27 protein-coding genes and 1 tRNA gene are annotated in these 21,810 nt (G+C 67.0%); 19 read left to right on the forward strand and 9 right to left on the reverse strand.

Annotated features, from left to right (window positions below):
* Positions 1-3 precede the first annotated feature (3 nt).
* The 3 genes from ACSC1R_RS08905 to ACSC1R_RS08915 all read right to left on the reverse strand — a co-directional run bounded on the left by ACSC1R_RS08905 (position 4) and on the right by ACSC1R_RS08915 (position 2,131).
* A complete protein-coding gene (locus ACSC1R_RS08905; protein WP_439025393.1) occupies positions 4-756 on the reverse strand; it encodes an aspartate/glutamate racemase family protein in 753 nt (250 codons plus the stop codon).
* 159 nt (positions 757-915) lie between these two features.
* Positions 916-1,635: a helix-turn-helix domain-containing protein gene (locus ACSC1R_RS08910; protein WP_439025394.1), complete on the reverse strand. Its 720-nt coding sequence runs from the start codon at positions 1,633-1,635 to the stop codon at positions 916-918.
* 67 nt (positions 1,636-1,702) lie between these two features.
* Positions 1,703-2,131: a methylated-DNA--[protein]-cysteine S-methyltransferase gene (locus tag ACSC1R_RS08915; protein WP_439028697.1), complete on the reverse strand. Its 429-nt coding sequence runs from the start codon at positions 2,129-2,131 to the stop codon at positions 1,703-1,705.
* 116 nt (positions 2,132-2,247) lie between these two features.
* On the opposite strand from ACSC1R_RS08915, the gene ACSC1R_RS08920 reads away from it, so the two are divergent.
* From ACSC1R_RS08920 to ACSC1R_RS08955, 8 genes are all read left to right on the forward strand, one after another.
* Positions 2,248-3,054, forward strand: a complete 807-nt coding sequence (locus tag ACSC1R_RS08920; RefSeq protein WP_439025395.1) for a lipoate--protein ligase family protein — start codon at positions 2,248-2,250, stop codon at positions 3,052-3,054.
* Between the two features lie 42 nt (positions 3,055-3,096).
* Positions 3,097-3,291 carry a hypothetical protein gene (locus ACSC1R_RS08925; RefSeq protein ID WP_439025396.1) on the forward strand — a complete coding sequence of 65 codons (195 nt, stop codon included), beginning with the start codon at positions 3,097-3,099 and terminating at the stop codon, positions 3,289-3,291.
* 101 nt (positions 3,292-3,392) lie between these two features.
* Entirely contained in the window at positions 3,393-4,226 is an 834-nt protein-coding gene (locus tag ACSC1R_RS08930) for a deoxyribonuclease IV (protein ID WP_439025397.1), read from the forward strand.
* Between the two features lie 229 nt (positions 4,227-4,455).
* A complete protein-coding gene (locus tag ACSC1R_RS08935; RefSeq protein ID WP_439025398.1) occupies positions 4,456-5,247 on the forward strand; it encodes a class I SAM-dependent methyltransferase in 792 nt (263 codons plus the stop codon).
* Between the two features lie 77 nt (positions 5,248-5,324).
* Positions 5,325-5,474 (forward strand): hypothetical protein, encoded by a 150-nt coding sequence (locus tag ACSC1R_RS08940; protein ID WP_439025399.1) that lies wholly within the window; start codon positions 5,325-5,327, stop codon positions 5,472-5,474.
* Between the two features lie 49 nt (positions 5,475-5,523).
* Positions 5,524-6,390 (forward strand): ArsR/SmtB family transcription factor, encoded by an 867-nt coding sequence (locus tag ACSC1R_RS08945; protein ID WP_439025400.1) that lies wholly within the window; start codon positions 5,524-5,526, stop codon positions 6,388-6,390.
* Between the two features lie 55 nt (positions 6,391-6,445).
* On the forward strand, positions 6,446-7,537 hold the full coding sequence (locus tag ACSC1R_RS08950) for an aminopeptidase (protein ID WP_439025401.1): 1,092 nt from the start codon (positions 6,446-6,448) through the stop codon (positions 7,535-7,537).
* Positions 7,538-7,605: 68 nt separating this feature from the next.
* A complete protein-coding gene (locus ACSC1R_RS08955; RefSeq protein WP_439025402.1) occupies positions 7,606-8,697 on the forward strand; it encodes an aminopeptidase in 1,092 nt (363 codons plus the stop codon).
* A 141-nt stretch (positions 8,698-8,838) separates the two neighbouring features.
* On the opposite strand, the gene ACSC1R_RS08960 is transcribed toward ACSC1R_RS08955, so the two are convergent.
* The 3 genes from ACSC1R_RS08960 to ACSC1R_RS08970 form a co-directional block, all read right to left on the reverse strand.
* The gene (locus tag ACSC1R_RS08960) at positions 8,839-9,489 is read right to left on the reverse strand and encodes a DUF7095 family protein (RefSeq protein WP_439025403.1); all 651 of its coding nucleotides are present in this window, start codon (positions 9,487-9,489) and stop codon (positions 8,839-8,841) included.
* A gap of 64 nt (positions 9,490-9,553) precedes the next feature.
* Positions 9,554-10,021, reverse strand: coding sequence for a DUF4442 domain-containing protein (locus ACSC1R_RS08965; RefSeq protein WP_439025404.1), 468 nt, complete (start codon positions 10,019-10,021; stop codon positions 9,554-9,556).
* Between the two features lie 27 nt (positions 10,022-10,048).
* A complete protein-coding gene (locus ACSC1R_RS08970; protein WP_439025405.1) occupies positions 10,049-10,597 on the reverse strand; it encodes a hypothetical protein in 549 nt (182 codons plus the stop codon).
* A gap of 118 nt (positions 10,598-10,715) precedes the next feature.
* Between ACSC1R_RS08970 and ACSC1R_RS08975 the strand changes: the two genes are divergently transcribed.
* The 4 genes from ACSC1R_RS08975 to ACSC1R_RS08990 all read left to right on the forward strand — a co-directional run bounded on the left by ACSC1R_RS08975 (position 10,716) and on the right by ACSC1R_RS08990 (position 13,686).
* Positions 10,716-11,420 (forward strand): alpha/beta fold hydrolase, encoded by a 705-nt coding sequence (locus ACSC1R_RS08975; protein ID WP_439025406.1) that lies wholly within the window; start codon positions 10,716-10,718, stop codon positions 11,418-11,420.
* A 71-nt stretch (positions 11,421-11,491) separates the two neighbouring features.
* Positions 11,492-12,463, forward strand: coding sequence for a tRNA 2-thiolation protein NcsA (ncsA, locus tag ACSC1R_RS08980; protein ID WP_439025407.1), 972 nt, complete (start codon positions 11,492-11,494; stop codon positions 12,461-12,463).
* Between the two features lie 52 nt (positions 12,464-12,515).
* Positions 12,516-13,025 (forward strand): NUDIX domain-containing protein, encoded by a 510-nt coding sequence (locus tag ACSC1R_RS08985; RefSeq protein ID WP_439025408.1) that lies wholly within the window; start codon positions 12,516-12,518, stop codon positions 13,023-13,025.
* 67 nt (positions 13,026-13,092) lie between these two features.
* Entirely contained in the window at positions 13,093-13,686 is a 594-nt protein-coding gene (locus tag ACSC1R_RS08990; RefSeq protein WP_439025409.1) for a hypothetical protein, read from the forward strand.
* Positions 13,687-13,783: 97 nt separating this feature from the next.
* Here the strand turns inward: ACSC1R_RS08990 and ftsZ are convergent, their stop codons facing one another.
* The 3 genes from ftsZ to ACSC1R_RS09005 all read right to left on the reverse strand — a co-directional run bounded on the left by ftsZ (position 13,784) and on the right by ACSC1R_RS09005 (position 15,980).
* Entirely contained in the window at positions 13,784-14,986 is a 1,203-nt protein-coding gene (gene ftsZ / locus ACSC1R_RS08995; RefSeq protein WP_439025410.1) for a cell division protein FtsZ, read from the reverse strand.
* 2 nt (positions 14,987-14,988) lie between these two features.
* The gene (locus ACSC1R_RS09000) at positions 14,989-15,171 is read right to left on the reverse strand and encodes a ribbon-helix-helix domain-containing protein (protein WP_439025411.1); all 183 of its coding nucleotides are present in this window, start codon (positions 15,169-15,171) and stop codon (positions 14,989-14,991) included.
* Positions 15,172-15,368: 197 nt separating this feature from the next.
* The gene (locus ACSC1R_RS09005; RefSeq protein WP_439025412.1) at positions 15,369-15,980 is read right to left on the reverse strand and encodes a double zinc ribbon domain-containing protein; all 612 of its coding nucleotides are present in this window, start codon (positions 15,978-15,980) and stop codon (positions 15,369-15,371) included.
* Between the two features lie 167 nt (positions 15,981-16,147).
* Here ACSC1R_RS09005 and ACSC1R_RS09010 point away from each other — a divergent pair.
* The 7 genes from ACSC1R_RS09010 (at position 16,148) to ACSC1R_RS09040 (ending at position 21,810) form a co-directional block, all read left to right on the forward strand.
* A tRNA-Tyr gene (locus ACSC1R_RS09010) sits at positions 16,148-16,221 on the forward strand.
* A gap of 696 nt (positions 16,222-16,917) precedes the next feature.
* Complete coding sequence (locus tag ACSC1R_RS09015; protein ID WP_439025413.1) at positions 16,918-17,541, forward strand: HAD family hydrolase; 624 nt, start codon at positions 16,918-16,920, stop codon at positions 17,539-17,541.
* On the forward strand, positions 17,538-18,440 hold the full coding sequence (gene cbiB, locus ACSC1R_RS09020; protein ID WP_439025414.1) for an adenosylcobinamide-phosphate synthase CbiB: 903 nt from the start codon (positions 17,538-17,540) through the stop codon (positions 18,438-18,440). Before ACSC1R_RS09015 ends, cbiB begins: the two co-directional genes overlap by 4 nt.
* On the forward strand, positions 18,437-19,216 hold the full coding sequence (gene cobS / locus ACSC1R_RS09025) for an adenosylcobinamide-GDP ribazoletransferase (protein ID WP_439028698.1): 780 nt from the start codon (positions 18,437-18,439) through the stop codon (positions 19,214-19,216). Before cbiB ends, cobS begins: the two co-directional genes overlap by 4 nt.
* Positions 19,216-19,800, forward strand: coding sequence for an NTP transferase domain-containing protein (locus ACSC1R_RS09030; protein ID WP_439028699.1), 585 nt, complete (start codon positions 19,216-19,218; stop codon positions 19,798-19,800). Before cobS ends, ACSC1R_RS09030 begins: the two co-directional genes overlap by 1 nt.
* Complete coding sequence (gene cobT / locus ACSC1R_RS09035; RefSeq protein ID WP_439025415.1) at positions 19,791-20,807, forward strand: nicotinate mononucleotide-dependent phosphoribosyltransferase CobT; 1,017 nt, start codon at positions 19,791-19,793, stop codon at positions 20,805-20,807. The genes ACSC1R_RS09030 and cobT overlap by 10 nt, the downstream gene beginning before the upstream one ends.
* Positions 20,797-21,810: a threonine-phosphate decarboxylase gene (locus ACSC1R_RS09040; protein WP_439025416.1), complete on the forward strand. Its 1,014-nt coding sequence runs from the start codon at positions 20,797-20,799 to the stop codon at positions 21,808-21,810. The genes cobT and ACSC1R_RS09040 overlap by 11 nt, the downstream gene beginning before the upstream one ends.

The following is a 21,810-nucleotide window of genomic DNA, read 5'->3' on the forward strand; positions in this document are numbered from 1 at the left end:
TTCTCAGGGCGTCGGCACTGGCGCTTCTTCGGGGAGACTCAGTTCTAACGCTCGCTGGACGTGCAGGTCGGTCGTGTCGAACAGCGGGACCCGGTCGAAGTCAGAGTCGGAGACCAGCAGCTCGATTTCGGTACAGCCGAGGACGATGCCGTCTGCTCCGCGGTCGACCAGGTCGTCCATGACGGTGAGGTACGCCTCGCGGGCCTCGTCGCTGACGATACCCTTCGTGAGTTCGTCGAAGATGACGTCGTGGACCAGCTGCCTCCCTTCGGCGTCGGGCATCACCACGTCGAGTCCGTTCTCGTCGAAGCGCTCGCGGTAGAACGGCTCTTCCGTGACGGGTTTCGTCCCGAGGACGCCGACGGTGTGGACGCCGTCGGTTTTGGCCGCGTGGGCGGTCGCGTCGACGATGTGGTGGAAGGGAATCGACAGCGCGTCGGTGATGGCCGGGACGACCCGGTGCATCGTGTTCGTCGCCATGATGACGAAGTCCGCACCACCCGCTTCGAGGCCGCGTGCTTTCTCGGCGAGGTAGGCCCCGGCGTCGTCCCAGCGGTCCTCGCGGATGCAGCTTTCGACCACACCGAAGTCGACGCTGCTGAGGAGCACGTCGGCGGAGTGGTGGCCGCCGAGGGCGTCGTTGACACCCGAGTTCAGGCGCTGGTAGTAGGTCACGGTCGATGCGCTGCTCATGCCGCCGAGGATGCCGATGGTCTGGAGGTCGGGGCGGGCGGTGTCGGGGGTCGGCTCGTCCATACGGGGTGGTGACTGGAGAGGGTGGTCAAGGTCGCCCTCCCATGGGCGGGTTTGCTGGTAGTCGTTCGATGTTGACGATGTCAGTCGTCGTCTCGTGTCTCGGGAGTCGGCCTGGCCGCGATTTCGACGACTCGCGCTGAACACCCCCTCGGCAGAATTTCACTCCAGGCGCCCGCCGGGCCCCAGCAACGTCGCCTCGGCCCGGCGCAGGTGTTCCAGAAACGTCGTCTTCGAGACGCCGAGGTCTGTCGCGAGTTCGCGTGCCGTCACTTCGCGGGGCCACGAGTAGTAGCCGCGCCGTCGGGCCAGCGCGAGGGCTTCCTGCTGGCGCGGGGTGAGTGCCTGTGCGTGCGTGTCCGGGCACTCCGGCGGTGGCGCCTGTTCTGCGGGAGCGAGGCGGTCGAGGGTGATGTCGGCGTCGAGGGACTCGCGAATCGAGTCGAGGGTACACCCGAACTCGTCGCGGCTGGTCCTGACGAGCAGGTTCCACGTCTCGCGGCCGTCCCGGACCTCGTAGTGGCTGTCGAGGACGAAGCCGCGGGAGACGAACGCCGCGCCGACACCGTCGGTCGCCTCGTACTCGATGAACACGTCGCGGGCGGCCTGTCCCATGGCGGGCGCGTCTGGTGTCGCGCGTCGGCTGTCGCCGAGGTCGTCGATGGCCGTGATGAAGGTGGATTCGTGGGCGACGTCGACCGCCTGGGTGAGGTGGACAGACGACTCGCCGTAGATGGTGCAGCGCTCGTAGGCGCGCCGGCCGTCGGTGGCCGCGCCGTGGCCGACCACGCTCGCACCCGTCTGCTCGCTGGACTCGATACCCCAGCAGTCCGGGTGCCAGACGTCGAGCGTGGCGCGGAGGAGTTCACGGTCGGCGGTCATGCTCCCGAGCGGGGCGGCGACGGTATTCAATCGCTCGACTTTCGCCCGTAGACGTGTCGTTCGGTTCTCAGAAGGCGTCTGACAGCCGAGCCTGCCTCGAACGTATCGCGCCCTCGTGTTCGAGCAGCCGTCGTTTCAGGTCGACGCGGTCCCCCTCGGTCTCGCCCGAGAAGCCACCGAGCCAGTCCGTCCCGACGACGCGGTGACAGGGGACGATCACCGGGACGGGGTTCCGGCCGCAGGCCTGGCCGACGGCGACCGGGCTGGAGTCGAGTTCGGCGGCGAGGTCGCCGTAGGTTCGCGTCTCACCGCAGGGAATCGCCGCCATGGCGCGCATCACGTCGCCGGTGAAGGTGTCGGGGAAGGCGACGGTGAGGTCGAAGGTGTCGCGTTCGCCCCGGCCGTACTCGGCGACTTGCTCGCGGATGGTCGCTGGCGGAGCGTCGAAGAGTGTCTCGTCTATCTCGAACGAGCCACCGAGGACCGAGAGGTGCATGACGCTGGGTGGGACCGCCAGGACCCTAACTCTGCTGTCCACGCTACTGACTCCGCCACGATTCAGGGGCCCGTCGTCCCGGAACCGCCTTGCCTCTCGGGGCCGAACTCCGGCGCATGGCAGACGTCGCGGCACGGGAGTGGCGACTCATCAGAGAGGAATCGCGGGACGGCCCGACCAACATGGCGCTGGACGAAATCGCTGCGAAGTCGGCGACGGAGGACGGCGTTCGAACCATCCGGGTGTACCAGTGGGACCCGAGTTGTCTCTCGCTTGGCTACGGGCAGGCTCCCGAGAGCGTCGACTGGGCGTTCTGCGAGCAGGAGGGCATCGACGTGACCCGCCGCCAGACCGGTGGTGGCGGCATCTACCACGACTACCACGCCGACATCTCCTACTCCATCGTCGCCCCCGCCGAGGAGTTGCCGGGCGACCTGATGGAGTGCTACGAACTGCTGTGTGACCCCATCCTCGACGCCTTCGCGAACATGGGCGTCGACGCCGACTTCGCCGACCAGACCTACCCGAGTATCCACCAGCCGGCGTGCTACCTGCGGGACATCCACCCGGCCCACGACGTGCTCGCGGGCGGCCAGAAGATATCGGGCAACGCCCAGTACCGCCAGCGCGAGGCCGTCATCCAGCACGGCTCGCTCTCGTTCGACCTCGCGACCGCGAAGCACTGCGGGGTGTTCTCGGGCGAACCGGACCGGGACCGCTTCGAGGAGCGGGTGACCAGCATCCACGCCCAGTCGGGAATCGACCGTGGAGAGGCGGTTGGAACGCTCGAAGACACCTTACAGGATTGGGCGAGGGCGGACGAGGGCGCGTGGACAGCGGACGAACTCGCGGCCGCCGCAGACCTCGCCGACGCGAAGTACAGACGCGACACGTGGAACCGTGAGCGAACGGACCCTAGCTAGGTAGGGGGTGCGGTCAAAACCGCGGCACAGGTACGCATGGGTATGTCGAAATCAGAGTCCCCCGACGCCGCAGCACTGTTCGAGAAGGTCACGGGCGAGACGGAAATCGTCGACGAACAGGAGGACAGCGTGAGCCACGACGCGGCGACCGCCGAAGACGAGGCGTACTTCGACGAGGCCAGAGAAGACGGTCTCGGCGATGCGGTGTCGGACCCCGAGATGGGGTCGCCAGAGTAGCCCGGTCGCGGCACACGACACGTCACCGGGGCGCAATCGGTCCGGTCGACCGACTGTCCTGCTTCGATACGCCTTTCCTCCATCCGTCCTAGCGCTGTGGTATGCTACGAGTCGGTGCCCACGAGTCCATCGCGGGCGGTGTGTACAATGCAGTCGACAGTCAGGTCGAAGACGGCGGTAACTGCGGGCAGATATTCACGCACTCCCCGCAGGTGTGGCAGGACCCGAACATCGGCGACGAGGAGGCCGAGCAGTTCCGTCAGCTCTCCGACGAGAACGACGTGGGGCCGTGGGTCATCCACTCCTCGTACCTCGTGAACCTCTGTACCCCCAAGGACGGTCTCCGAGAGAAGTCCATCGACTCCATGCAAAAGGAGGTCGACGCGGCCGACAAACTCGACATCCCGTACGTGAACGTCCACCTCGGCGCGCACACCGGGGCCGGTGTCGAGGGTGGCCTCGACAACGCCGCGAGCGCGCTCGACGAACTCGACATCCCCGACGGCGTGACCGTCCTCATCGAGTCCGACGCGGGTTCCGGGACCAAACTCGGCGGCGACTTCGAGCACCTCGCGGAAGTACTGGACCGGTCCGAACAGGACCTCGACGTGTGCCTCGACACGGCCCACATGTTCGCGGCTGGCTACGACCTGTCCTCGCCCGAGGCCGTCGAGGAGACGATGCAGGAATTCGACGACGTGGTCGGTATCGAACACCTCCAGTGTGTCCACCTCAACGACTCGAAGCACGAGTGCGGGACCAACAAGGACGAACACGCCCTCATCGGCGAGGGCTACATCGGCGAGGACGGCATGCGCGCGTTCATCAACCACGAGCTGATTCGAGACGTTCCCCTGGTCCTCGAGACCCCGACCGAGGACGGGAAGGGCTTCGCCTGGAACATCGAGCGCGTCAGAGAACTTCGCGCGGACTGACCGGTCGATTCGACGACTGAAATCGTTCTTTCAGCCAGCAGAGCGGCTTTAGTACCGTCGAGAGTAGCCCTGTGTATGCTCACCTTCAGAACCACCCTGTTGTTACTCGCCTCCATGCTCGCCATCCTCGCGGTCGGCATCTCGTTCGTGCCGGTCTCGTGACCCGCGTTCTTTCCGACCGACACGCTCACATCGACCCGCTTTTGCCATCCCTTCCCCAAACTGTTGCGTGCGCAGATTCGACGCCGACTACCTCGATGCGACCCGGGAAGGGATGTGGGCCGATTCCCGCGACGCCCTCGCCCCGCTCGAACTCGACACCAGAGAGCGGGTGCTGGACGTCGGCTGTGGGACGGGGAAGCTGACGGCGGTCCTCGCCGAGGAGACCAGCGGTGAGGTCGTCGGACTCGACGCCGACACCGAACTACTCACCTACGCCTGCGAGGTCGCGCCGGTCGTCGCCGGCGACGCGACCCGCCTTCCGTTCCCGGACGACAGTTTCGACCTCGTGGTGTGTCAGGCGCTGCTCATCAACCTCCCCGACCCGACCGCGGCGGTCCGCGAGTTCGCCCGGGTCTCCCGGGGTGCAGTCGCCGCGGTCGAACCGGACAACGGGCTGGTCACGGTCGAGTCGTCGGTCGACGCGGAGTCCGACCTGGCCGCACGAGCACGGGAGGCGTACCTGGCGGGCGTCGACACCGACGTGGCACTCGGGGCGGACGCCCGCGACCTGTTCACCACGGTGGGGCTCACCGACGTTCGGACGCGGCGGTACGACCACGCCCGGCGGGTCGAACCACCCTACGACCAGACGGCACTCGACGCCGCGACCCGCAAAGCCAGCGGAGCCGGCCTGGCGAGTGACGAGGGAGAACTCAGAAAGACGCTCTCGGCGGCCGAGTACGACGACCTCCGGTCGGCGTGGCGAGAGATGGGCCGCACCGTCATCGAGCAGATGCAGGCTGGCGAGTACGAACGAACCGAGACGGTCCCGTTCTTCGTCACCGTCGGGGAAACGTAGCGTCCTGTCGCGGTTCGTTTTCGAACCCGAACCGGTTAGGACGAGCACTCAGGTCGATACCGTCCCGACCTCCGTCTATGGCGTTGGATTCCCACGGTGACCCCGCCGACGAAGCCGTATACCGCGCGTTCGACATCTCGACGACGGAGACCATCATCTACGACACACGACACACGGAGGCGTGGGTCCAGTCCGACCGCCAGTGCCGACTCGACGAGATGCGGTGAGCGACCGGTCGACGGTACCCTTTTGTCCGTCCCCGCGGGACGACCGTGTGTGACCGGGGAACGTGACCGCTCCGAGGCGTTCGACGCACTGAGCGACCCGACCCGGGTCGCCATCGTGGAAGCCCTCGTCGCCGCCCGCCGCGAGAACCCGGAATCCCCCGGGCTCACGTTCTCGGACCTGCGCGACCGCGTCGGCGTCTCCGATTCGGGACGGTTCAACTACCACCTCGGCAAGCTCCGTGGTCGGTTCGTCGAACGGACCGACGGCGGCTACGAGTTGAACTACGCCGGGCGGCAGGTCGCCTCGGCCATCCTCGCGGGAACCCTCGACGAACACGAGACGCGTGACCCGGTCGATCTCGACCACGACTGTCCCATCTGTGACGCGCCGATGACCGCCCGGTTCGATGCGGGAACGCTCAGCGCCAGTTGCGAGGAGGGCCACCAGCTCTACCGGACCACCGTCCCGCCCGCCGCGGCACGGGGACGGACCGTCGAGGAACTGCTCTCGTTCTCGGTCGACCTCATCCACAGTCGCGTGCTGTTGAACGCCCGGGGCATCTGCCCGGAGTGCTACGGCCACGTCGCGAGCGAGGTCCGGTACCAGGAGGCCAACGACGTCGCCTTCCACGCGCTCTTTTGGACCTGCCGGCAGTGCGGCGCACAGTCGCAGGCGTCACTCGGTATCTGTCTCCTCCAGCATCCGACCCTCGTCGGGTTCTACCGCGACCACGATATCGACGTGGCCGAGACGTACCCGTGGTTGCTGGCGGTGATGCAGACCCCGGCCGAACAGGTCGCCGAGGACCCGGCCCGGTACCGAATCGAGATACGGGAGGGTGACGAGACGTTCCGGGCGACGCTCGACGCTACTGGGTCGGTCGTCTCGACCGAGCGCCTCGACACATCAGCGTGAGGACAGAACACTCTTTCTGGGAACGCTTTTTTACACACCCCGAGACGGGTCCGGTATGGATCCCCGAATCGAACGTCACGCCGATATCATCGTCGAACACTCCGTCGCGGTCGAACCCGGCGACAACGTCATCGTCAACGCACCGCCCGCCGCCGAGGACCTCGTCGTCGCCATCTACGAGCGACTGGGTGAAATCGGCGCGAAACCCACGCTCTCGATGCAGTCCGGCCGGGCGACCCGTGCCTACCTCCGGGCGTCAGACCCTGACGACTTCGAACTCGCCGAGCATCAACTCGCCCAGATGGAGGAGACGGACGTCGTCATCATCGTCCGCGGTGACGAGAACACGAACGAGCGCAGCGACGTCTCGCCAGAGACCATGAGCGCGTTCGGGAAAGCTCACCAGCCCATCGGCGAGGAGCGCATGGGCAAGCGCTGGGTCGGCACCCAGTACCCGGCCGTCGGGAACGCACAGGAAGCCGAGATGAGTACGCCCGCCTACGAGGAGTTCGTCTGGAGCGCCATCGACAAGGACTGGGACGAACAGCGCGAGTTCCAGGAGAACATGGTCGAGATTCTCGACCCCGCCGACGAGGTCCACATCGTCTCCGGCGACACCACGGACATCCGGATGAGCGTCGACGGGATGGTCACCGCTAACGACTACGGCGAACTCAACCTCCCCGGCGGCGAGGTGTACACCGCCCCGGTGCCCGATTCGGTCGAGGGCGAGGTGCTGTTCGACAAGCCGCTGATGGCCCAGGGCCGTGAGATGACCGACGTGTGGCTCGAGTTCGAGGGCGGCGAGGTCGTCGACCATTCGGCAGCGAAGAACGAGGAAGTGCTGACCGCGGTTCTCGACACAGACGAGGGTGCCCGTCGCCTCGGTGAACTCGGCATCGGCATGAACCGTGACATCGACCGGTTCACGTACAACATGCTGTTCGACGAGAAGATGGGCGACACCATCCACCTCGCCATCGGGAAGGCCATCGCCCACACCGTCCCCGAGGGCCAGCCGCTCAACGAGAGCGCGATGCACATGGACATGATCGTCGACATGAGCGAGGACTCGTACATCGAGGTCGACGGGGAGGTGGTACAGCGTAACGGGACGTTCAGGTTCGAGGACGGTTTCCACGAGTAAAATATCAGTTCCTAGGCAGAATCGTCGTTCTGCAAACCGTTAATCCGCCGACGGCCGTCGGCTCCGGTATGGACCCACGAATCGAGGAACACGCAGAAATCATCGTCGAACACTCCACGGACGTCCAGCCGGGTGACACGGTCGTCGTCTCCGGCCCACCGGAGGCCCGCGACCTCGTCGCGGCCGTCTACGGCAAACTCGGGAAGGTCGGTGCGAAGCCGGTCCAGCTCACACAGGACCCCCGGGCGATGCGAGAGTACGTCCTCGCGGTCGACCCCGACGAACTCGACCTGCCCGAACACCTCCAGGCGCTCATCGACGAGACCGACGTTCTCATCGGCATCCGGGCGAACTCGAACAAGAACGAGACGAGTGACGTGCCGCCCGAGAAGACGATGGCGCTCGCGAAGCTGAACAAACCCATCAGCGAGGCCGTGATGGAGAAACGCTGGGTCGGGACGCAGTTCCCCGCCACCGGCGACGCCCAGAAGGCCGAGATGAGTACCCCTGCATACGAGGAGTTCGTCTACGGCGCCATCAACAAGGACTGGGACGCCCAGCGCGAACTGCAACAGCAGGTCGTCGACCGGCTGGACGACGCCGACGAGGTTCGTATCGTCTCCGGCGAGACCACCGACATCTCAATGTCCATCCTCGGCAACCCCACGAAGAACGACTACGCCGAGCACAACCTCCCCGGCGGCGAGGTGTTCACCGCGCCCGTGCCCGACTCCGTGGAGGGCGAGGTGCTGTTCGACAAGCCGCTGATGGCCCAGGGCCGCGAAGTCACGGGCGTCCGACTCGTCTTCGAGGCGGGCGAGGTCGTCGAGTACGAGGCCGAGAAGAACGAAGAGGTGCTCGCCGCCACCCTGAACACCGACGACGGCGCAAAGCGTCTCGGGGAACTGGGTATCGGGATGAACCGCGACATCGACCGGTTCACGTACAACATGCTGTTCGACGAGAAGATGGGCGACACTATCCACCTCGCGCTGGGCCGCGCCTACGAGGAGACCGTCGGCGAGGACAACGAGCGCAACGATTCAGCCGTGCACATGGACATGATCGTCGACATGAGCGAGGACTCCTCCATCGAGGTCGACGGCGAGGTCATCCAGCGGGACGGCAAGTTCTGGTTCGAAGAGGGCTTCCAGAAGTAACCGGCCGCTGGTAACTGTTTTTGTACGATGCCGCGGCCACGACCGACGTGGTCTGAGAAGCACCGCGGGGCGGGCAGCGGTCGCGCGACGCGACGCCTCGCGAGGAGAATCGCGTCGCCTGTCCGCAATCGATTCCAGTCGCTACACCACGTCGCCGCGAACCGTCGCGCCCTCCTGCTGGTCGCGCCAGGCGTGGAGTTCTTTTGCGGCCTCGGCCGCCTGTCCTTCCTCCAGCCCGAGCATGCCGAGCGCTCGCGAGAGCGTCGGCAGGGCCAGTTCCGACTCGCGGAGCTTGCGCATCGCCTCCTCGCTGCGCTGGCCGTCGACCCACAGGCAGACACCACGGGGGTCGAGCAGCGTCGTCCAGTCCTCGCGGCGTTTCGCCCCCGCGAGGCGCTGGGTGACGTTGTCCTCGAAGCTGGCGTTGCACACCTCCAGATGGACGGGTTCGTCGTCGTCGAGCAGGTGCGCCGCGAGACACTTCTCCGGGGCGGCGTGGCCGTTCGCGTTCGCCCGAAGGTGTTCCGGGTACTCGTCTGCCCACTCGGTCCGGACGGTCTGGCCGACGCCCTTGACGCCGTACTCGGCTTCGAACTCGTCGGCACGCGAGGCATCGCCGCCGAGCAGGATGTCCTTCGTGAGATAGACGTCGAGCCGGTCGACGGGGTCGAGACCGAGGGCCACGTCTCCGTACACCCACACCTCTCGCACCGGAACCGGCATCGGCCCGGACTCGACCGCGTCCAGGATGGCTTCGACCCGGTCGAGCGCCGCGTCGCGTTCGAGACTCATCGCTCGGTCGTAGCCACCGGAAGGGAAAAACGTCCGCGGTTCCGAACCCGGTTGACTGTCCGGGTCACGCCAGCTTGCTCTTGTCAGTCGAGACGTGGACAGTCTTCTCGACGGTCGCGTGGACGGTCCCGTCGGCCGCGACCACGTCGGCGGTGTACTCCCGGTCGATGGAGTCCTGTTCTTCGAGGGCTGACTGGATAGCCGCCAGTTCCTCGTCCGAGATACGGAACCGGGCGTAGAGGTCCTCGGTCCCGGGCTTCTTGAACCGGACCTCGGCGGACTTGTCCCAGACCACGTACTCGTCGGGGAGCGTCTTGATGAGCATCATCGCGAACATCGGGTCACAGGCACCGTAGATGCTCCCGCCGAAGGTAGTGCCCATGTAGTTACGGGTGCGCCAGCTCTGTGGAATCCGGATGCGTATCTCCTGCCAGTCGTCGGCGATGTACCGGACGCGGCCGCCGGTCCCCCGGTACGAGGGCCACAGGTTGAACCCGAGGCGGAACAGTCGCGTGCGCCAGGACTCGGTCATAGGATGGACTCGCGTGCCCAGTCCACCTTACTGCTGTGGAACCGCGGACGCGTCGAACCGGGTGGAACGGGCGGTGCGTCGTCTCGGGTTGTCGGCCCGCGATTCGTTCGACCCCGCGGTCGTCGGCTCGGCGCACTCGGCCCGCGTGACGACCGTCCCCTGCGGGCCGCGGAGCGTCACGGAGCCGTCTGGACAGAGCGGCGCGTCGAAGCTCGCGCCGCGGAGGAACTGTCGTGGACTGCCGCCCTTGACGCCGTCGACGTCACCGGTCGTCGTCACCTCGACGAAGCCACCGGGTTCGAGTGGGATGGTGTCGAGCTGGTAGATGCCCAGTCCGTCGTACTCGAGCGTGTAGCCCCGTAACTGGACGACGTCGTCTCCCTCGTTCCGGATGAACACACGTTCCTGGTCGCCTGCCGTGTCGATGGCGAGCCGGAGTTCGGCGCTCGGGCGGTGGGTCCGACTCCGTGACGGGTCGACGACGTCCCTGATGCCTTCCAGACAGCCCGCGCTCCCGGCGGCGACGGCTCCCGAGCACGCGACGAGCAGGACACGACGGGACGGAGACGACGGCATGCCCGTCCGTATCCTCGCCACCGCCGAAAAGTTTCGGTCTCGGCCGTCGAACACAACGGACGGCATCGTGCTCGGCGTTCTCGGAGCTTTATGCGCCCGGCAGCCCTGGGAGTGGGATATGAAACACCGCGTCACGAACGACGAGGGGGACGAGGACCTGGTCTGGGTGCTCGGCTGGGGGAACCGGCTCCACCACGAGAACGTCGAGTGGCTCGAAGAGCGCTTCGCCGACTCGGGCTATCGCGTCCATACGCTCCAGATCCCCGACTTCCCGGCCGACTTCTTTGGAGAGTACGTTCGTCCTGCGAAGGCGTACGTGACAGACCTCGATTCGTACCGGCTTGTCGGCCACAGCACGGGTGGACTCATCGTGGCCTACCTCGACGGTGCCGAGACGACGACCTACCTCAGCCCCTGGTGGGGGTACACGGACGATATGCCGGGGTGGCTCCTCGACATCGTCGGCAAACTCGGTGTCCGACACAAATTCATCCCGTCAGGGGTGAGCACCCGCGAGGCTATCGGGTCACTGGCGACCGAGGCACAACTGGCCGACGGGCCGGACAACGTCTCGCCCCGGTTCGTTCGCGAGACGCGCCGCGGGCACCGTGAGCGCCCCGACATCGACGAGGACGCGGTCGTCTTCTGCACGCTTCGAGACCAGATCGTCAGCACGCGAGCCATCGGCGAGGCGGTCCCGGAGGAACAGGTGGTCCTGTACGACGGCGGGCACGAACTGTTCTCCTCGGAGCGCCGTGACGCGTACGTCGACGAGGTACTCGCGGCCGTCGACGGTGGCCTGGCCGCCGTCGAAGAGGCGTAAGACGGCAAGCCGGCTTCGAGCGACGCCCGAAGACGAAACCCGTATCCCGACGTGGCGGCAACTACGGCCCGATGACCGAGTGCACCAAGTGCGACCGCGAGGCGGTGATGCACGCCGCGTACTCCGGCGCACACCTCTGCGAGACGCACTTCTGTGCATCCGTCGAGAAACGGGTGCGCCGACGGATTCGCGAGGACGGTCTCGTGCCACGTGACGCCACCCCCGAGGACCCGGAGACGTGGGTCATCGGCCTCTCTGGCGGGAAAGACAGCGTGGTGCTCACCCGCATCCTCGACGACATCTTCGCGCCCGACCCCCGCATCGAGATGGTCGCACTGACTATCCACGAGGGCATCGAGGGCTACCGCGACGAGAGCGTCGAGGCCTGCGTCGAACTCGCCGCCGACCTGGAGATGCGCCACGAACTCGTCACCTACGAGGACGAGTTCGGCGTCCGCATGGACGACGTCGTCGAGGACGACCCCGAGAACATGGCCGCCTGCGCCTACTGCGGCGTGTTCCGCCGGGACCTGCTCGAGACGTATGCCGACGAGTTCGGCGCGACCAAACTGCTGACGGGCCACAACCTCGACGACGAGGCCCAGACCGCCCTGATGAACTTCCTCGAAGGCGACGTCTCCCAGATAGCCAAGCATTTCGACGCGAGCATCGGAGCCTTCGACCAGCGGGAAGAACAGGACGAGTTCGTCCCCCGCGCCAAACCACTGCGTGACGTGCCCGAGAAGGAGGTCGCACTCTACTGTCACCTGCAGGACCTCCCGGCACACATCACCGAGTGTCCGCACTCCAGCGAGGCCTACCGCGGTGAGATTCAGCGCCTGCTGTTCGGCCTCGAAGAGAATCACCCTGGCACCCGTCACTCCATCATGGCCGGGTACGAGGAACTCGCTGGCATCGTCGCCGAGCGATACCGCGACGACGGGACGAAAGCCGACCTGCGAGCGTGTGAGGAGTGTGGGTCCACGACGACCCGCGAGCGCTGTCGCAAGTGCTCGCTGCTCGACGCCCTCGAGACGGTCTGAGTTCTCTCATCGAATCGGAACGGATTCCATACGGAGGCGAGAACGCCCCGGTATGAGCTATCCCGAGGCCCTCCTCGACCGTGGCGACGTCGAGTACGTCGAACGAACTCACGTGTTGCCCCCGGCGGAGTTCGAGGACGCCCGTGACCGCGCAGGGACCATCGACGGCGGCGTGGTCGTCGGCGTCACCGACGAGGCTGGACGCCTCCTCCTGATTCAGAACGACTGGAGCGACGGCTGGATACTCCCCGGCGGTGGGGTCGAACCCGGCGAGGACTGGGAAGCTGCGGCGCGCCGCGAGGCAGAGGAGGAGACGGGTGTTGCGGTCACACTGGACGGCCCGGACCTCGTCTACCAGGGGCGACTCGAACACGCCGAGACCGGGGAGATTCTCGACGACGGCTACGCCGTCTTCTTCGCCGCCTCACCGCGTGACGACGGAGCGGTTGCGGACGACCCGGGTGTCGCCGACGAAGACATCCAGGCTGTCGGGTGGTTCGGGTCGGTCCCCGACGACGTGGATTCCGACCACGAGGCGGAGGTTCGCCGGTTCGTGGAGTGACCGGGGGACGCTCCCACCAGAGACCGGTCCCCGAAACCGCTTTCCGGCGGCAGTCGTACCACCGGTCATGGGACTCCTCGATAGCCTCCGTGACCTGTTCCGGTCGCCGCCGTCGGACCGCGAACCGGAACCAGAGGAACGAGCCACGCCGGCGTCAGACCCGGACCGGATGTACGCCACGCCGCCGGACGACGACGATACCGACGACTTCGGTCTCCCGGACGAACCAGTGGACGAGCGCGAGGAACCACCGCGGGAGCCGCCCGACGCGTTCGCGTACGAGGCACAGGAGTTCGTCGACTTCTGGCACGAGTACCCGCTCGATTACACCGTCGAGTCGCTCGGGCACCTCGACAGCCTCGTCGCGGAGAACTGGGAACCGGCCGCGTTCGCGGGCGTCGAGCCCGCCCCAGACGGTGGGTCTGAGGCCCGAACATTCTACGGTATCGTGCAGTCGCTCGGGAGCTACGTGGGCGAGACGCTCGTCCGGGACCGCGACGGCGAGTGGACGAGGACTGGGAAGAACAGCTGGGCGGTCGTCGTCGAGGGACGGGACGGACAGGCCACAGTCGACGTGTTCCGTATCGCCGCCGAAGCGTTCACCGAGGCACCGAACTTCCGGCCGCTCGTCGAGACGATCGACCGCGAGACCGGTGTCTGACCGGTCGAAAATAGAGAGACCGACCCAGTTCGGGGTCGGTCAGGTGAATCGGTGACGCCCCCCGGTCAGGGGGACGACTGGTACGACAGTTGGGTGCTCAGCGGATGACGTCGAGGCCGTTGTTCTGCTCGACCTCGTCGCGACCGCCGTCGCCACGCGTGCTTCCGAAGCTCTGGTTGCTCGAGGAACTCGAACTCGCAGAGCCGAAGTTTGCATCGTTGGCGTCGAAGTTGCCGCCGCCGTCGATGGCTTCCCGGGACCGGTCGGCCTGCTTTTGCGTGCTCGGGCCGAGTACCTGTGCGCTCTGGACGCCCGTCATGATGGCCATGACGCGCACCTTGCCCTTGTAGTTCTCCTGAATCCGTGCGCCCCAGATGACGTTCGCGCTCGCCTCGAGGCGTTCGGTGATGTTGTTCGCGATGCCCTCGGCCTCCTTGAGTGTGAGGTCGGGGCCGCCAGTGATGTGGACGAGTCCGCCCGATGCGCCGCGGTAGTCCACGTCCAGCAGCGGGTGGTTCATCGCGTCGTTGACGACCTCCCGCGTCTTGTTCTTGTCCTGTGTCTCACCGACGAGCATCACCGCGACGCCACCCTGATTCATGATGGCGCACATGTCGGCGTAGTCGAGGTTGATGAGACTCGGTTGCGTGATGGTCTCTGAGATGCCCTTGACCGTCTCGGCGATGATCTGGTCCATCACCGAGAACGCCTTGCCGATGGGCAGGTTCGGCACGTAGTCGAGCAGCCGGTTGTTGTCGAGGACGATGATGGAGTCGGCCTCCTCGCGGAGCTTCTCCAGACCCTCTTCGGCCTTGACTGTGCGGGCACGCTCGACGTTGAACGGTGTCGACACCATGCCGACGACGATTGCGCCCTGCTCTTTGGCGATCTTGGAGACGACCGGTGCCGCACCGGTCCCCGTCCCGCCGCCCATGCCCGCCGTGACGAACACGAGGTCGGCGTCGCCGAGGACCTCCTTGACCGTGCCCTGTGCCATCTCGGTCGCGCGCTCCCCCATCGAGGGGTCGCCGCCCGCGCCGAGCCCGTTGGTCAGGGACTTGCCGACGAGTATCTTCGTGTCGGCTTCGATCATCTTGAGGTGTTGCTTGTCGGTGTTGATTGCGACCGTGTCGGCTCCGTCGACACCGATGTTGTACAGGCGATTGACGGTGTTGTTACCGGCACCACCACAGCCGACGATGACGATTCGGGGGTCCCCGAACTCGTCGCCGTCGAAGTCCTGTTTCTGCTGTTTCTCCCGTTCCTCGTGTTCGAGGGCGTCTTGAACGATATCCTGCATCGTTACACCTTGGCCCAGGTGCGCTGTTTCTCGCTGGCACTCGAGCGCTCGGTCTGTTGGTCGTTGAGCATCTCACGAACGGCCGACCGAATGGCCTCGCTTCGATTCGGGAACTCTCCCGTCTCGACCATCTGTTCTACCTCTTCTATCTGCTGTTTCGGTATTCGCAGTGTCACACGCTCCATGGTTGTATTCCCCTGGTAAGACGTCGCGCGTGTGCGTCGGTCGCACGCGCATCGTCTTACACGGTGAATACGGGCACGGGAGCCCCGTAACCTCCCGATTCCGCACCGTGTAAGACAACTGTCTTACGCGACTGTATGCACTGTGTCATACATAATAAAGGTACCGCCGGTAACAGGTCTCGATACGTCGACGTGTCCTACGACGAGTCCAGAACGCCCGCAGCGGGCGTCCGCCGACCACAGCTCGGGCAGAACGCCCAGTCCGACCGAACTTCGTCGCCACACTCGCAGAACGCCCGGTGTGCGGCCTTCTCGCCACAGTTCGGGCAGAACACGTGGTCGTCGTCGACCGACTCTCCACACTGTCCGCAGGTGGTCTCGGTCTCGCTGCGACCCGTGTCCGACACCGCGGCTCCGTCCGGGGCCGACACCGTGTCAGACACCGGGTCGGACACGTCCGCACTGCCGCCTCCGCCCGAGTTTACACCGTCGAGCGAGATGGTGAGGTTCAGGTCCTGTTGTCGGCGTGCCAGTTTCGCGTCGAGTCTCGCGTCGACCATCGCGTCCAGACGCTGGTCCAGTCGCGCGTCGACGAGTTCGTCGACACGCGAGGATACGAGTTCGTCCAGACTACCGTGACCGTCGGACAGCCCTGCCGCGTGGTCGGCGTCGTCGCCCGCCCCATCCTCGCGGTCGTCGCCGTCGAGATAGGCCCGCAGTGCGTCGCGGACGAGTTGGCTCTTGGACTCCTCTCTGGCCTCTAACTGCTCGACCAGGTCGTCGTCCGCACGCACGGTAATCTTACTCATTGCTGCAATCCGACTAACTCATTATAGAGCAGACACTTCAATGTAACCCCCGCTCGTCAGACCTTCGTCTGACGCTAGTTTCGTCCCAGGGTGGCCTGCTACGAAGTGGCGTACTCGGAACAGATAATAACCCTTATGTCGCATCCGGCGTCTATCTGTAAGTACGACCGCCCTTAGCTCAGACTGGTAGAGCAGTCGACTGTAGATCGACTTGTCCCCCGTTCAAATCGGGGAGGGCGGACTGCTTTTCCGCGAACCGTCGAACGAAGTGAGACCGTGAGCGGAACGCACGTTCTCCCGAGCCGATTTGAGCAGACGAGTCCCAGCCCGCGCAGGCGAACGTAGTGAGCCGAGCAGGACCGTCTCGGCGAGTTCAAATCGGGGAGGGCGGATTGCTCTCGAATCCCGTTCTCGGGGAGAGTCGTCGCTGGTCATCCGTCGCAGATTTCCGCGGCCGGAAGTGAACGGACCTGCCAGCATGGGCGACATTAATTTGCTCTGTGCGTGCGCTCGCGCAACCCGCACGCGAATCGTATCACCGCGACACTCCCGCCGAAACTAAACCCGGTCGACACAGCACGACCCGGATTCGTGGTGCGTTCCAGAAGTACGGCGAGGAATTCGACCGCGCCTGGGGCGGGCCGGGGAAGGTCTTCGCACACAGAGACGACGGTCCTGGTTTCGTTGGAATCGGAAAACTCGGCAGGCTACTCGACAGTGTCGGTTCGGTAGAAATTCTCGTCCGTTCGGATTGTCGTCCAGAAGCCGCTTTCGCTCCGACGGTGGCGAACGGTACTCCAGTGACGGGAATTGAGGACCCGGAGCGGTGGCGTCGGAACATCGGGCACGGTGTCACTGTGGTTCGCTTCGTTCGTTCCTCGGTGACCGCCCGACCGCGACCGCGATATTCAAGTAGAGTTGCGCTAGTCACACGATAGTGGCAGTTTCGTTCGACCTCTTCGGGACGCTCGTGGACGTGGACCGACCGGCTGACCCGGCGGAAGCGGTCGCCAGAGCATTGCGAGACCGCGACGTGGCCGTCCCCGACGACTGGGACGAGGCCTACCGTGAGGTGCACATCGACGCGCCTGCGGGCGCGGAAGTGCCTTTGCCAGCGCACGTTTCCGCCGCCCTGCAGAGCCGGGGTGTCGATGCGCCGGGGAACGCGCCGCGGCGGGCGGTCGTCTCGGCGTTCGACCCCGAGGTCAGGACCAGAGCGGGCGCGGTCGAGGCGGTCGAAGCAGCACGCGAACAGGGGCGGGTCGCGCTCTGTTCGAACTGTGCGGTGCCAGAACTGGTCGGGCGGACACTCGTCCGATCCGAACTCTCGCGCGACGACTTCGACACCATCGTCACCAGCGTCGCCTGTGGCTGGCGAAAGCCCGACCCGCACATCTTCGAGACGGTCGCACGGCAGATGTCGTGTGACGTAGTCGACCTCACACACGTCGGGGACGACCCGCAGACCGACGGCGGTATCGAGGACGTGGGTGGCCAGTTCGTGAACGTCTCGGAGATGCAGCTCCCGACACTTCCGACCGAACTGGGGTGGTCCGGGTGACTGTCGCGGCGGCGGCCGCGATCGGGCTGGGGTTCGCCCTGGACGTGTTGACGGGCGAGCCGCCCACGGATGTGCATCCTGTCGCGTGGTTCGGCAAACTCGTCGCGCCTGTCGACCGGGAGTGGGCGCATCCGCGGGTCGTGGGGGCGGTGGCGGCGCTCGCGCTGCCGATGCTCGCCGCGGGCGTGGTCGGTGGGTCGGTCTTCCTCGTCTGGCAGTACGACACGTGGGCCGGCGTCGGCGCGGCGGCGGTCGCGCTGTACCTGGCGACGAGTCTCCGGATGCTCCTGAGCGAAGCCCTCAGGGTGATTCGACTGTCGGAGGCCGACGAGGACGCGGCCCGCGAGGCGCTGCTGTCGCTCGCCGGGCGGGACGCCAGCGAGCTGTCGGCGGGCGAACTCCGGAGCGCCGCGGTCGAGAGCGTCGCCGAGAACCTCGCCGACGGGTTCGTCGCGCCACTGGCCGCGTTTACACTGTGTACGCCCGTCTCGCTCCCGCTCGCGGCCGCGGCAGCGGCGTGGGTGAAGGCGGTGAACACGCTCGATTCGATGCTCGGGTATCACTCGAAGCCGGTCGGGTGGGCACCGGCGCGCCTCGACGACGTGGTGATGTGGCTCCCGGCGCGGCTCTCGGCGCTGCTCGTCGCGCAGGTCGCTCGGCAGCCGCGGTCCGTGCTCCGGGCGCGGTACTGGCTGGCCGAGGTCCCGTCACCGAACTCCGGCTGGCCGATGGGGGTGCTCGCGGCGGTGCTCGACGTCCGGCTGGAGAAACCGGGCGTGTACGTCCTGAACGCGGGCGCGGACCTCCCGTCCCCCCAGAAGGCTCGGCGGGGTGTGCAACTGGTCGGCTCGGCCGCGCTCGTCGGCGTGCTCTACGCCGGGGTGGTCGCGTGGTTCTGAGTATTCCTGCGCTCTGTGGCGCACTCGGTTTCCTCACTCGGTTCCCCACAGGCCACGACGAGGCTGCCTGGGACGCCTACCGGCAGAACCCCGTCGCGATGGTTCCCGTGGGCTACCTCGTCGGTGTCCTCCTCGCACTCCCCGTCGTCGTGGGTGGCGCGCTCTCGTTCCCACCTGCGACCGTCGGCTTCGCGTACCTCCTCGCGGTGTACGCCGTGACGGGAATCAATCACCTCGACGGGGTCGCCGACTGCGGCGATGCCGCGGTGGTCCACGGCACCCCCACGGAGCGTCGGGAGGTCCTGAAAGACACGACGACGGGGGTCGGTGCGCTCGGCGCGGTCGGGCTGGTCCTCGTCGGCCTCGCCCTCGGCGGGGTCGCACTCGCCGGGCTTCCGCTGGCGGCCGCCGTCGCCGTCGTCGTCGCCAGCGAGGTCGGCGCGAAGGCGGGGATGGTCCTGCTGGCCGGACTGGGCGAGGCCGCACACGACGGGTTCGGGAGCGCCCTCACCGGCGACGCGAACCGTGGGACGGCGGCCGTCGGGGTGGCGTTCGCGACGCCGGTTCTCGCAATCGGTGCGGTGACACCGGCCTGGCCGACGCTCGTCGGTGTCGCGGCCGCGGCACTCGTCGCTGGACTCATCGTCGCCCTGGCCGCCCGTTCCTGGGCGACCGACCGACTCGGCGGCGTCACTGGCGACGTCTTCGGCGCGACCAACGAGGTCGCCCGGGTCACGGGCCTGCACGTGGGGGTGGTCGTGTGGACGCTCTCGTGATGTGCGGTGGTCGCGGGACCCGCCTCGACGCCGACGTCGAGAAGCCGCTGTACCCCGTCGCCGGGACGCCCATGGTCGACCGAGTGCTGGCCGCCCTCGGGCGGAGTCAGGTAGAGACCGTCCACGCGGCAGTGTCGCCACACGCACCCGACACGCGGGAGCACCTCACCGACCTCGGGGGCGACGGTTCCCGCGACCCCGACCGGGACGTCCCCGCCGTCTCGCTCGTCGAGACACCGGGTGACGGCTACGTCGCCGACCTGCAGGCTGCCCTCGACCTCGTCCAGACGCCGGTGCTGACGGTCGTGGCCGACCTGCCCCTGCTCGCACCGGTCGTGGTCGACCGCGTGCTCGACCGGTACGCGGGGGGCGAGACCCACTCGCTGACGGTCGTCGTCCCGACCGAACTCAAACGCGCCCTCGGCGCGAGCTGTGACACCGAATTCGACGGCCTCGCCCCGACGGGCGTGAACGTCGTCGCCGATTCCGAGACAGACACCATGTACACCAGTTACGACGCCAGACTCGCCGTGAACGTGAACCGCCAGTCAGACGCCGACCTCGCGGAGGCACTATGCGACTGATACTGTGTGCCGGGTCGACCGAAACCGCCAGTATCGAGGGTATCAGTGCGGCGGGTGCCGACCCCGACCTGATGCGGCAGACGCCCAGTGCCGACGCCGAGATTCTGGTGTACGGGCAGCCGGTCCGTGCGCCCGTGGTCCCGGTGAGTCCGTCGGGCTGTCCGACGCCGGCCATCCTGACCCGGGCGGTCCGGGAGGTACTCGACTTCGACGTGACCGTCGTGGATTCGGGACTCGCAGAGCCGACCGGTGCGCCGACAGTCTCGGTCGGGGCGCGGATAGGGTCGGACGTCCGTACGGCAGACCCGGTCCCGACCGCCCCGGGAGCCTTCACAGCGGCCCGGGAGTTCGGGCGTGCACTTCCCGACGACCACGTCGTGGTGGGCGAGACGGTCCCCGGCGGGACGACGACCGCGCTCGGTGTCTTACGGGCACTGGGCGAGGACGCCACCGTCTCGTCCTCGTTCCCGGAGAACCCGCTCGAACAGAAGCGCGACGTCGTCCGTGAGGGACTCGCGGCCTCGGGGCTGGAGCCCGGGGATTGCGCCGGTCACCCCCGCGAGGCGGTTCGCCGGATGGGTGACCCGGTGCTGGCTGTCGTGGCCGGACTGGCAATGGGTGCGCTGGAGTCGGGGACCCGCGTCACGCTGGGAGGCGGCACCCAGTTGCTGACCGCTGGCGCGCTCGTCAGACACGCCGGGTGTGACGAACCACTCGAACTCGCGACCACCTCGTTCGTCGCCGACGACGTGGGGGACCTGCCCGCGGCCGCCCGCCGACTCGACCTCGACCTGACCGTCACCGACCCCGGTTTCGAGTCCGGCGACCACGTCGCGATGGGACGCTACACCGCGGGCGAAGCGAAAGAGGGTGTGGGCCTCGGTGGAGCGCTCGCACTGGCCGACCGGGCCGACGCGCTGGCGGCGGTCCGCGAGGCGATTCCCCGGGTGTACGGTTCGGTCGTCGGTGCGGAAGGGGACGCGGAGGTGGACGCGGATGGACCCTGACTCGGTCCGGGCGGCCGAGCGCGTGCCACACGGCGGGACCACCGACCGGGCCGTGCTCGACCTGAGCGCGAACACGAACCCGGAGACGCCGCCGGAGACCGAATCAGTCTACCGTGCCGCACTCGCCGAGGCGGACCGCTACCCCGACGACGGGTACGACGAGTTCAGGACCGCGGCGGCCGACTTCGTCGGCTGTCGCCCCGAGCAGATGGTGCCGACCCCCGGGGGACTGGCCGCCATCCGCCTCGCCATCCAGACGACGGTCCGCCAGGGCGACACCGTCGCGGTCCCGTATCCCAGTTTCGGCGAGTACGCCCGCGAGGTCCGCCTTCAGGGTGCCGAGCCGGTGCTCGTCCCGCAGGACGAGATTTTGAATACCGACCCCACCGACCACGCCATGGTCGTCGTCTGCACCCCGAACAACCCGACCGGCGAGTGCCCACCCCGGGAGGACCTGGTCGCGCTCGCCGACCGGTGTGCCGACGCGGACACGACACTACTCGCGGACGAGGCGTTCCTTGGCTACACCGACCAGCGCTCACTGGCTGGCCACGACGCGGTCGTGGTGGCACGTTCGCTGACGAAGTTGTTCGGTTTGCCCGGCCTCCGGGCAGGCTACGCCGTGGCCACCGGCGAGGACCGTGACGCTCTCGACACGGCCCGCCGCGCGTGGAACCTCGGCACGCCCGCGGCCGCCGTCGGCGCACACTGCCTCCGACAGACGGGATTCGTCGAATCGACTCGCGAGACCGTCGTCCGTGAGCGGACGCGGCTACGGGAGGCGCTTTCACCCGAGTTCGACGTGTCCCCTTCGGACGCACCGTTCTTGCTCGTGGACTGTGGCGACCGCGACGTGGACGCGCTGCTCGACCGGGCACGCGAGTCGGGCGTGGTCTTTCGTGACGCCCGGACGTTCCGGGGTCTCGATTCACACGTCAGAATCGCCGTGAAGGACCGCGATGCGACCGACCGGGCGCTGGCAGCGCTCGATGGAGCGGCGTAG

It is taken from the genome of Haloarchaeobius ordinarius (assembly GCF_051801355.1).
Classification (GTDB): Archaea; Halobacteriota; Halobacteria; order Halobacteriales; family Natrialbaceae; genus Haloarchaeobius.

Bases quoted from the DNA above. Each gene is read 5' to 3' on its own strand.
- ACSC1R_RS09030 (WP_439028699.1), top strand. From the start codon at position 19,216: ATGTGCGGTGGTCGCGGGACCCGCCTCGACGCCGACGTCGAGAAGCCG.
- cobT (WP_439025415.1), top strand. From the start codon at position 19,791: ATGCGACTGATACTGTGTGCCGGGTCGACCGAAACCGCCAGTATCGAG.
- ACSC1R_RS09000 (WP_439025411.1), bottom strand. From the start codon at position 15,171: ATGGAGCGTGTGACACTGCGAATACCGAAACAGCAGATAGAAGAGGTA.
- ACSC1R_RS08925 (WP_439025396.1), top strand. From the start codon at position 3,097: ATGTCGAAATCAGAGTCCCCCGACGCCGCAGCACTGTTCGAGAAGGTC.
- ACSC1R_RS08910 (WP_439025394.1), bottom strand. From the start codon at position 1,635: ATGACCGCCGACCGTGAACTCCTCCGCGCCACGCTCGACGTCTGGCAC.
- ftsZ (WP_439025410.1), bottom strand. From the start codon at position 14,986: ATGCAGGATATCGTTCAAGACGCCCTCGAACACGAGGAACGGGAGAAA.
- ACSC1R_RS09040 (WP_439025416.1), top strand. From the start codon at position 20,797: ATGGACCCTGACTCGGTCCGGGCGGCCGAGCGCGTGCCACACGGCGGG.
- ACSC1R_RS09005 (WP_439025412.1), bottom strand. From the start codon at position 15,980: ATGAGTAAGATTACCGTGCGTGCGGACGACGACCTGGTCGAGCAGTTA.
- ACSC1R_RS08975 (WP_439025406.1), top strand. From the start codon at position 10,716: ATGAAACACCGCGTCACGAACGACGAGGGGGACGAGGACCTGGTCTGG.
- ACSC1R_RS08985 (WP_439025408.1), top strand. From the start codon at position 12,516: ATGAGCTATCCCGAGGCCCTCCTCGACCGTGGCGACGTCGAGTACGTC.
- ACSC1R_RS08930 (WP_439025397.1), top strand. From the start codon at position 3,393: ATGCTACGAGTCGGTGCCCACGAGTCCATCGCGGGCGGTGTGTACAAT.
- ACSC1R_RS08920 (WP_439025395.1), top strand. From the start codon at position 2,248: ATGGCAGACGTCGCGGCACGGGAGTGGCGACTCATCAGAGAGGAATCG.
- ACSC1R_RS08950 (WP_439025401.1), top strand. From the start codon at position 6,446: ATGGATCCCCGAATCGAACGTCACGCCGATATCATCGTCGAACACTCC.
- ACSC1R_RS08940 (WP_439025399.1), top strand. From the start codon at position 5,325: ATGGCGTTGGATTCCCACGGTGACCCCGCCGACGAAGCCGTATACCGC.
- ACSC1R_RS08915 (WP_439028697.1), bottom strand. From the start codon at position 2,131: ATGCACCTCTCGGTCCTCGGTGGCTCGTTCGAGATAGACGAGACACTC.
- ACSC1R_RS08990 (WP_439025409.1), top strand. From the start codon at position 13,093: ATGGGACTCCTCGATAGCCTCCGTGACCTGTTCCGGTCGCCGCCGTCG.
- ACSC1R_RS08905 (WP_439025393.1), bottom strand. From the start codon at position 756: ATGGACGAGCCGACCCCCGACACCGCCCGCCCCGACCTCCAGACCATC.
- ACSC1R_RS08965 (WP_439025404.1), bottom strand. From the start codon at position 10,021: ATGACCGAGTCCTGGCGCACGCGACTGTTCCGCCTCGGGTTCAACCTG.
- ACSC1R_RS08955 (WP_439025402.1), top strand. From the start codon at position 7,606: ATGGACCCACGAATCGAGGAACACGCAGAAATCATCGTCGAACACTCC.
- ACSC1R_RS08970 (WP_439025405.1), bottom strand. From the start codon at position 10,597: ATGCCGTCGTCTCCGTCCCGTCGTGTCCTGCTCGTCGCGTGCTCGGGA.
- ACSC1R_RS08960 (WP_439025403.1), bottom strand. From the start codon at position 9,489: ATGAGTCTCGAACGCGACGCGGCGCTCGACCGGGTCGAAGCCATCCTG.
- ncsA (WP_439025407.1), top strand. From the start codon at position 11,492: ATGACCGAGTGCACCAAGTGCGACCGCGAGGCGGTGATGCACGCCGCG.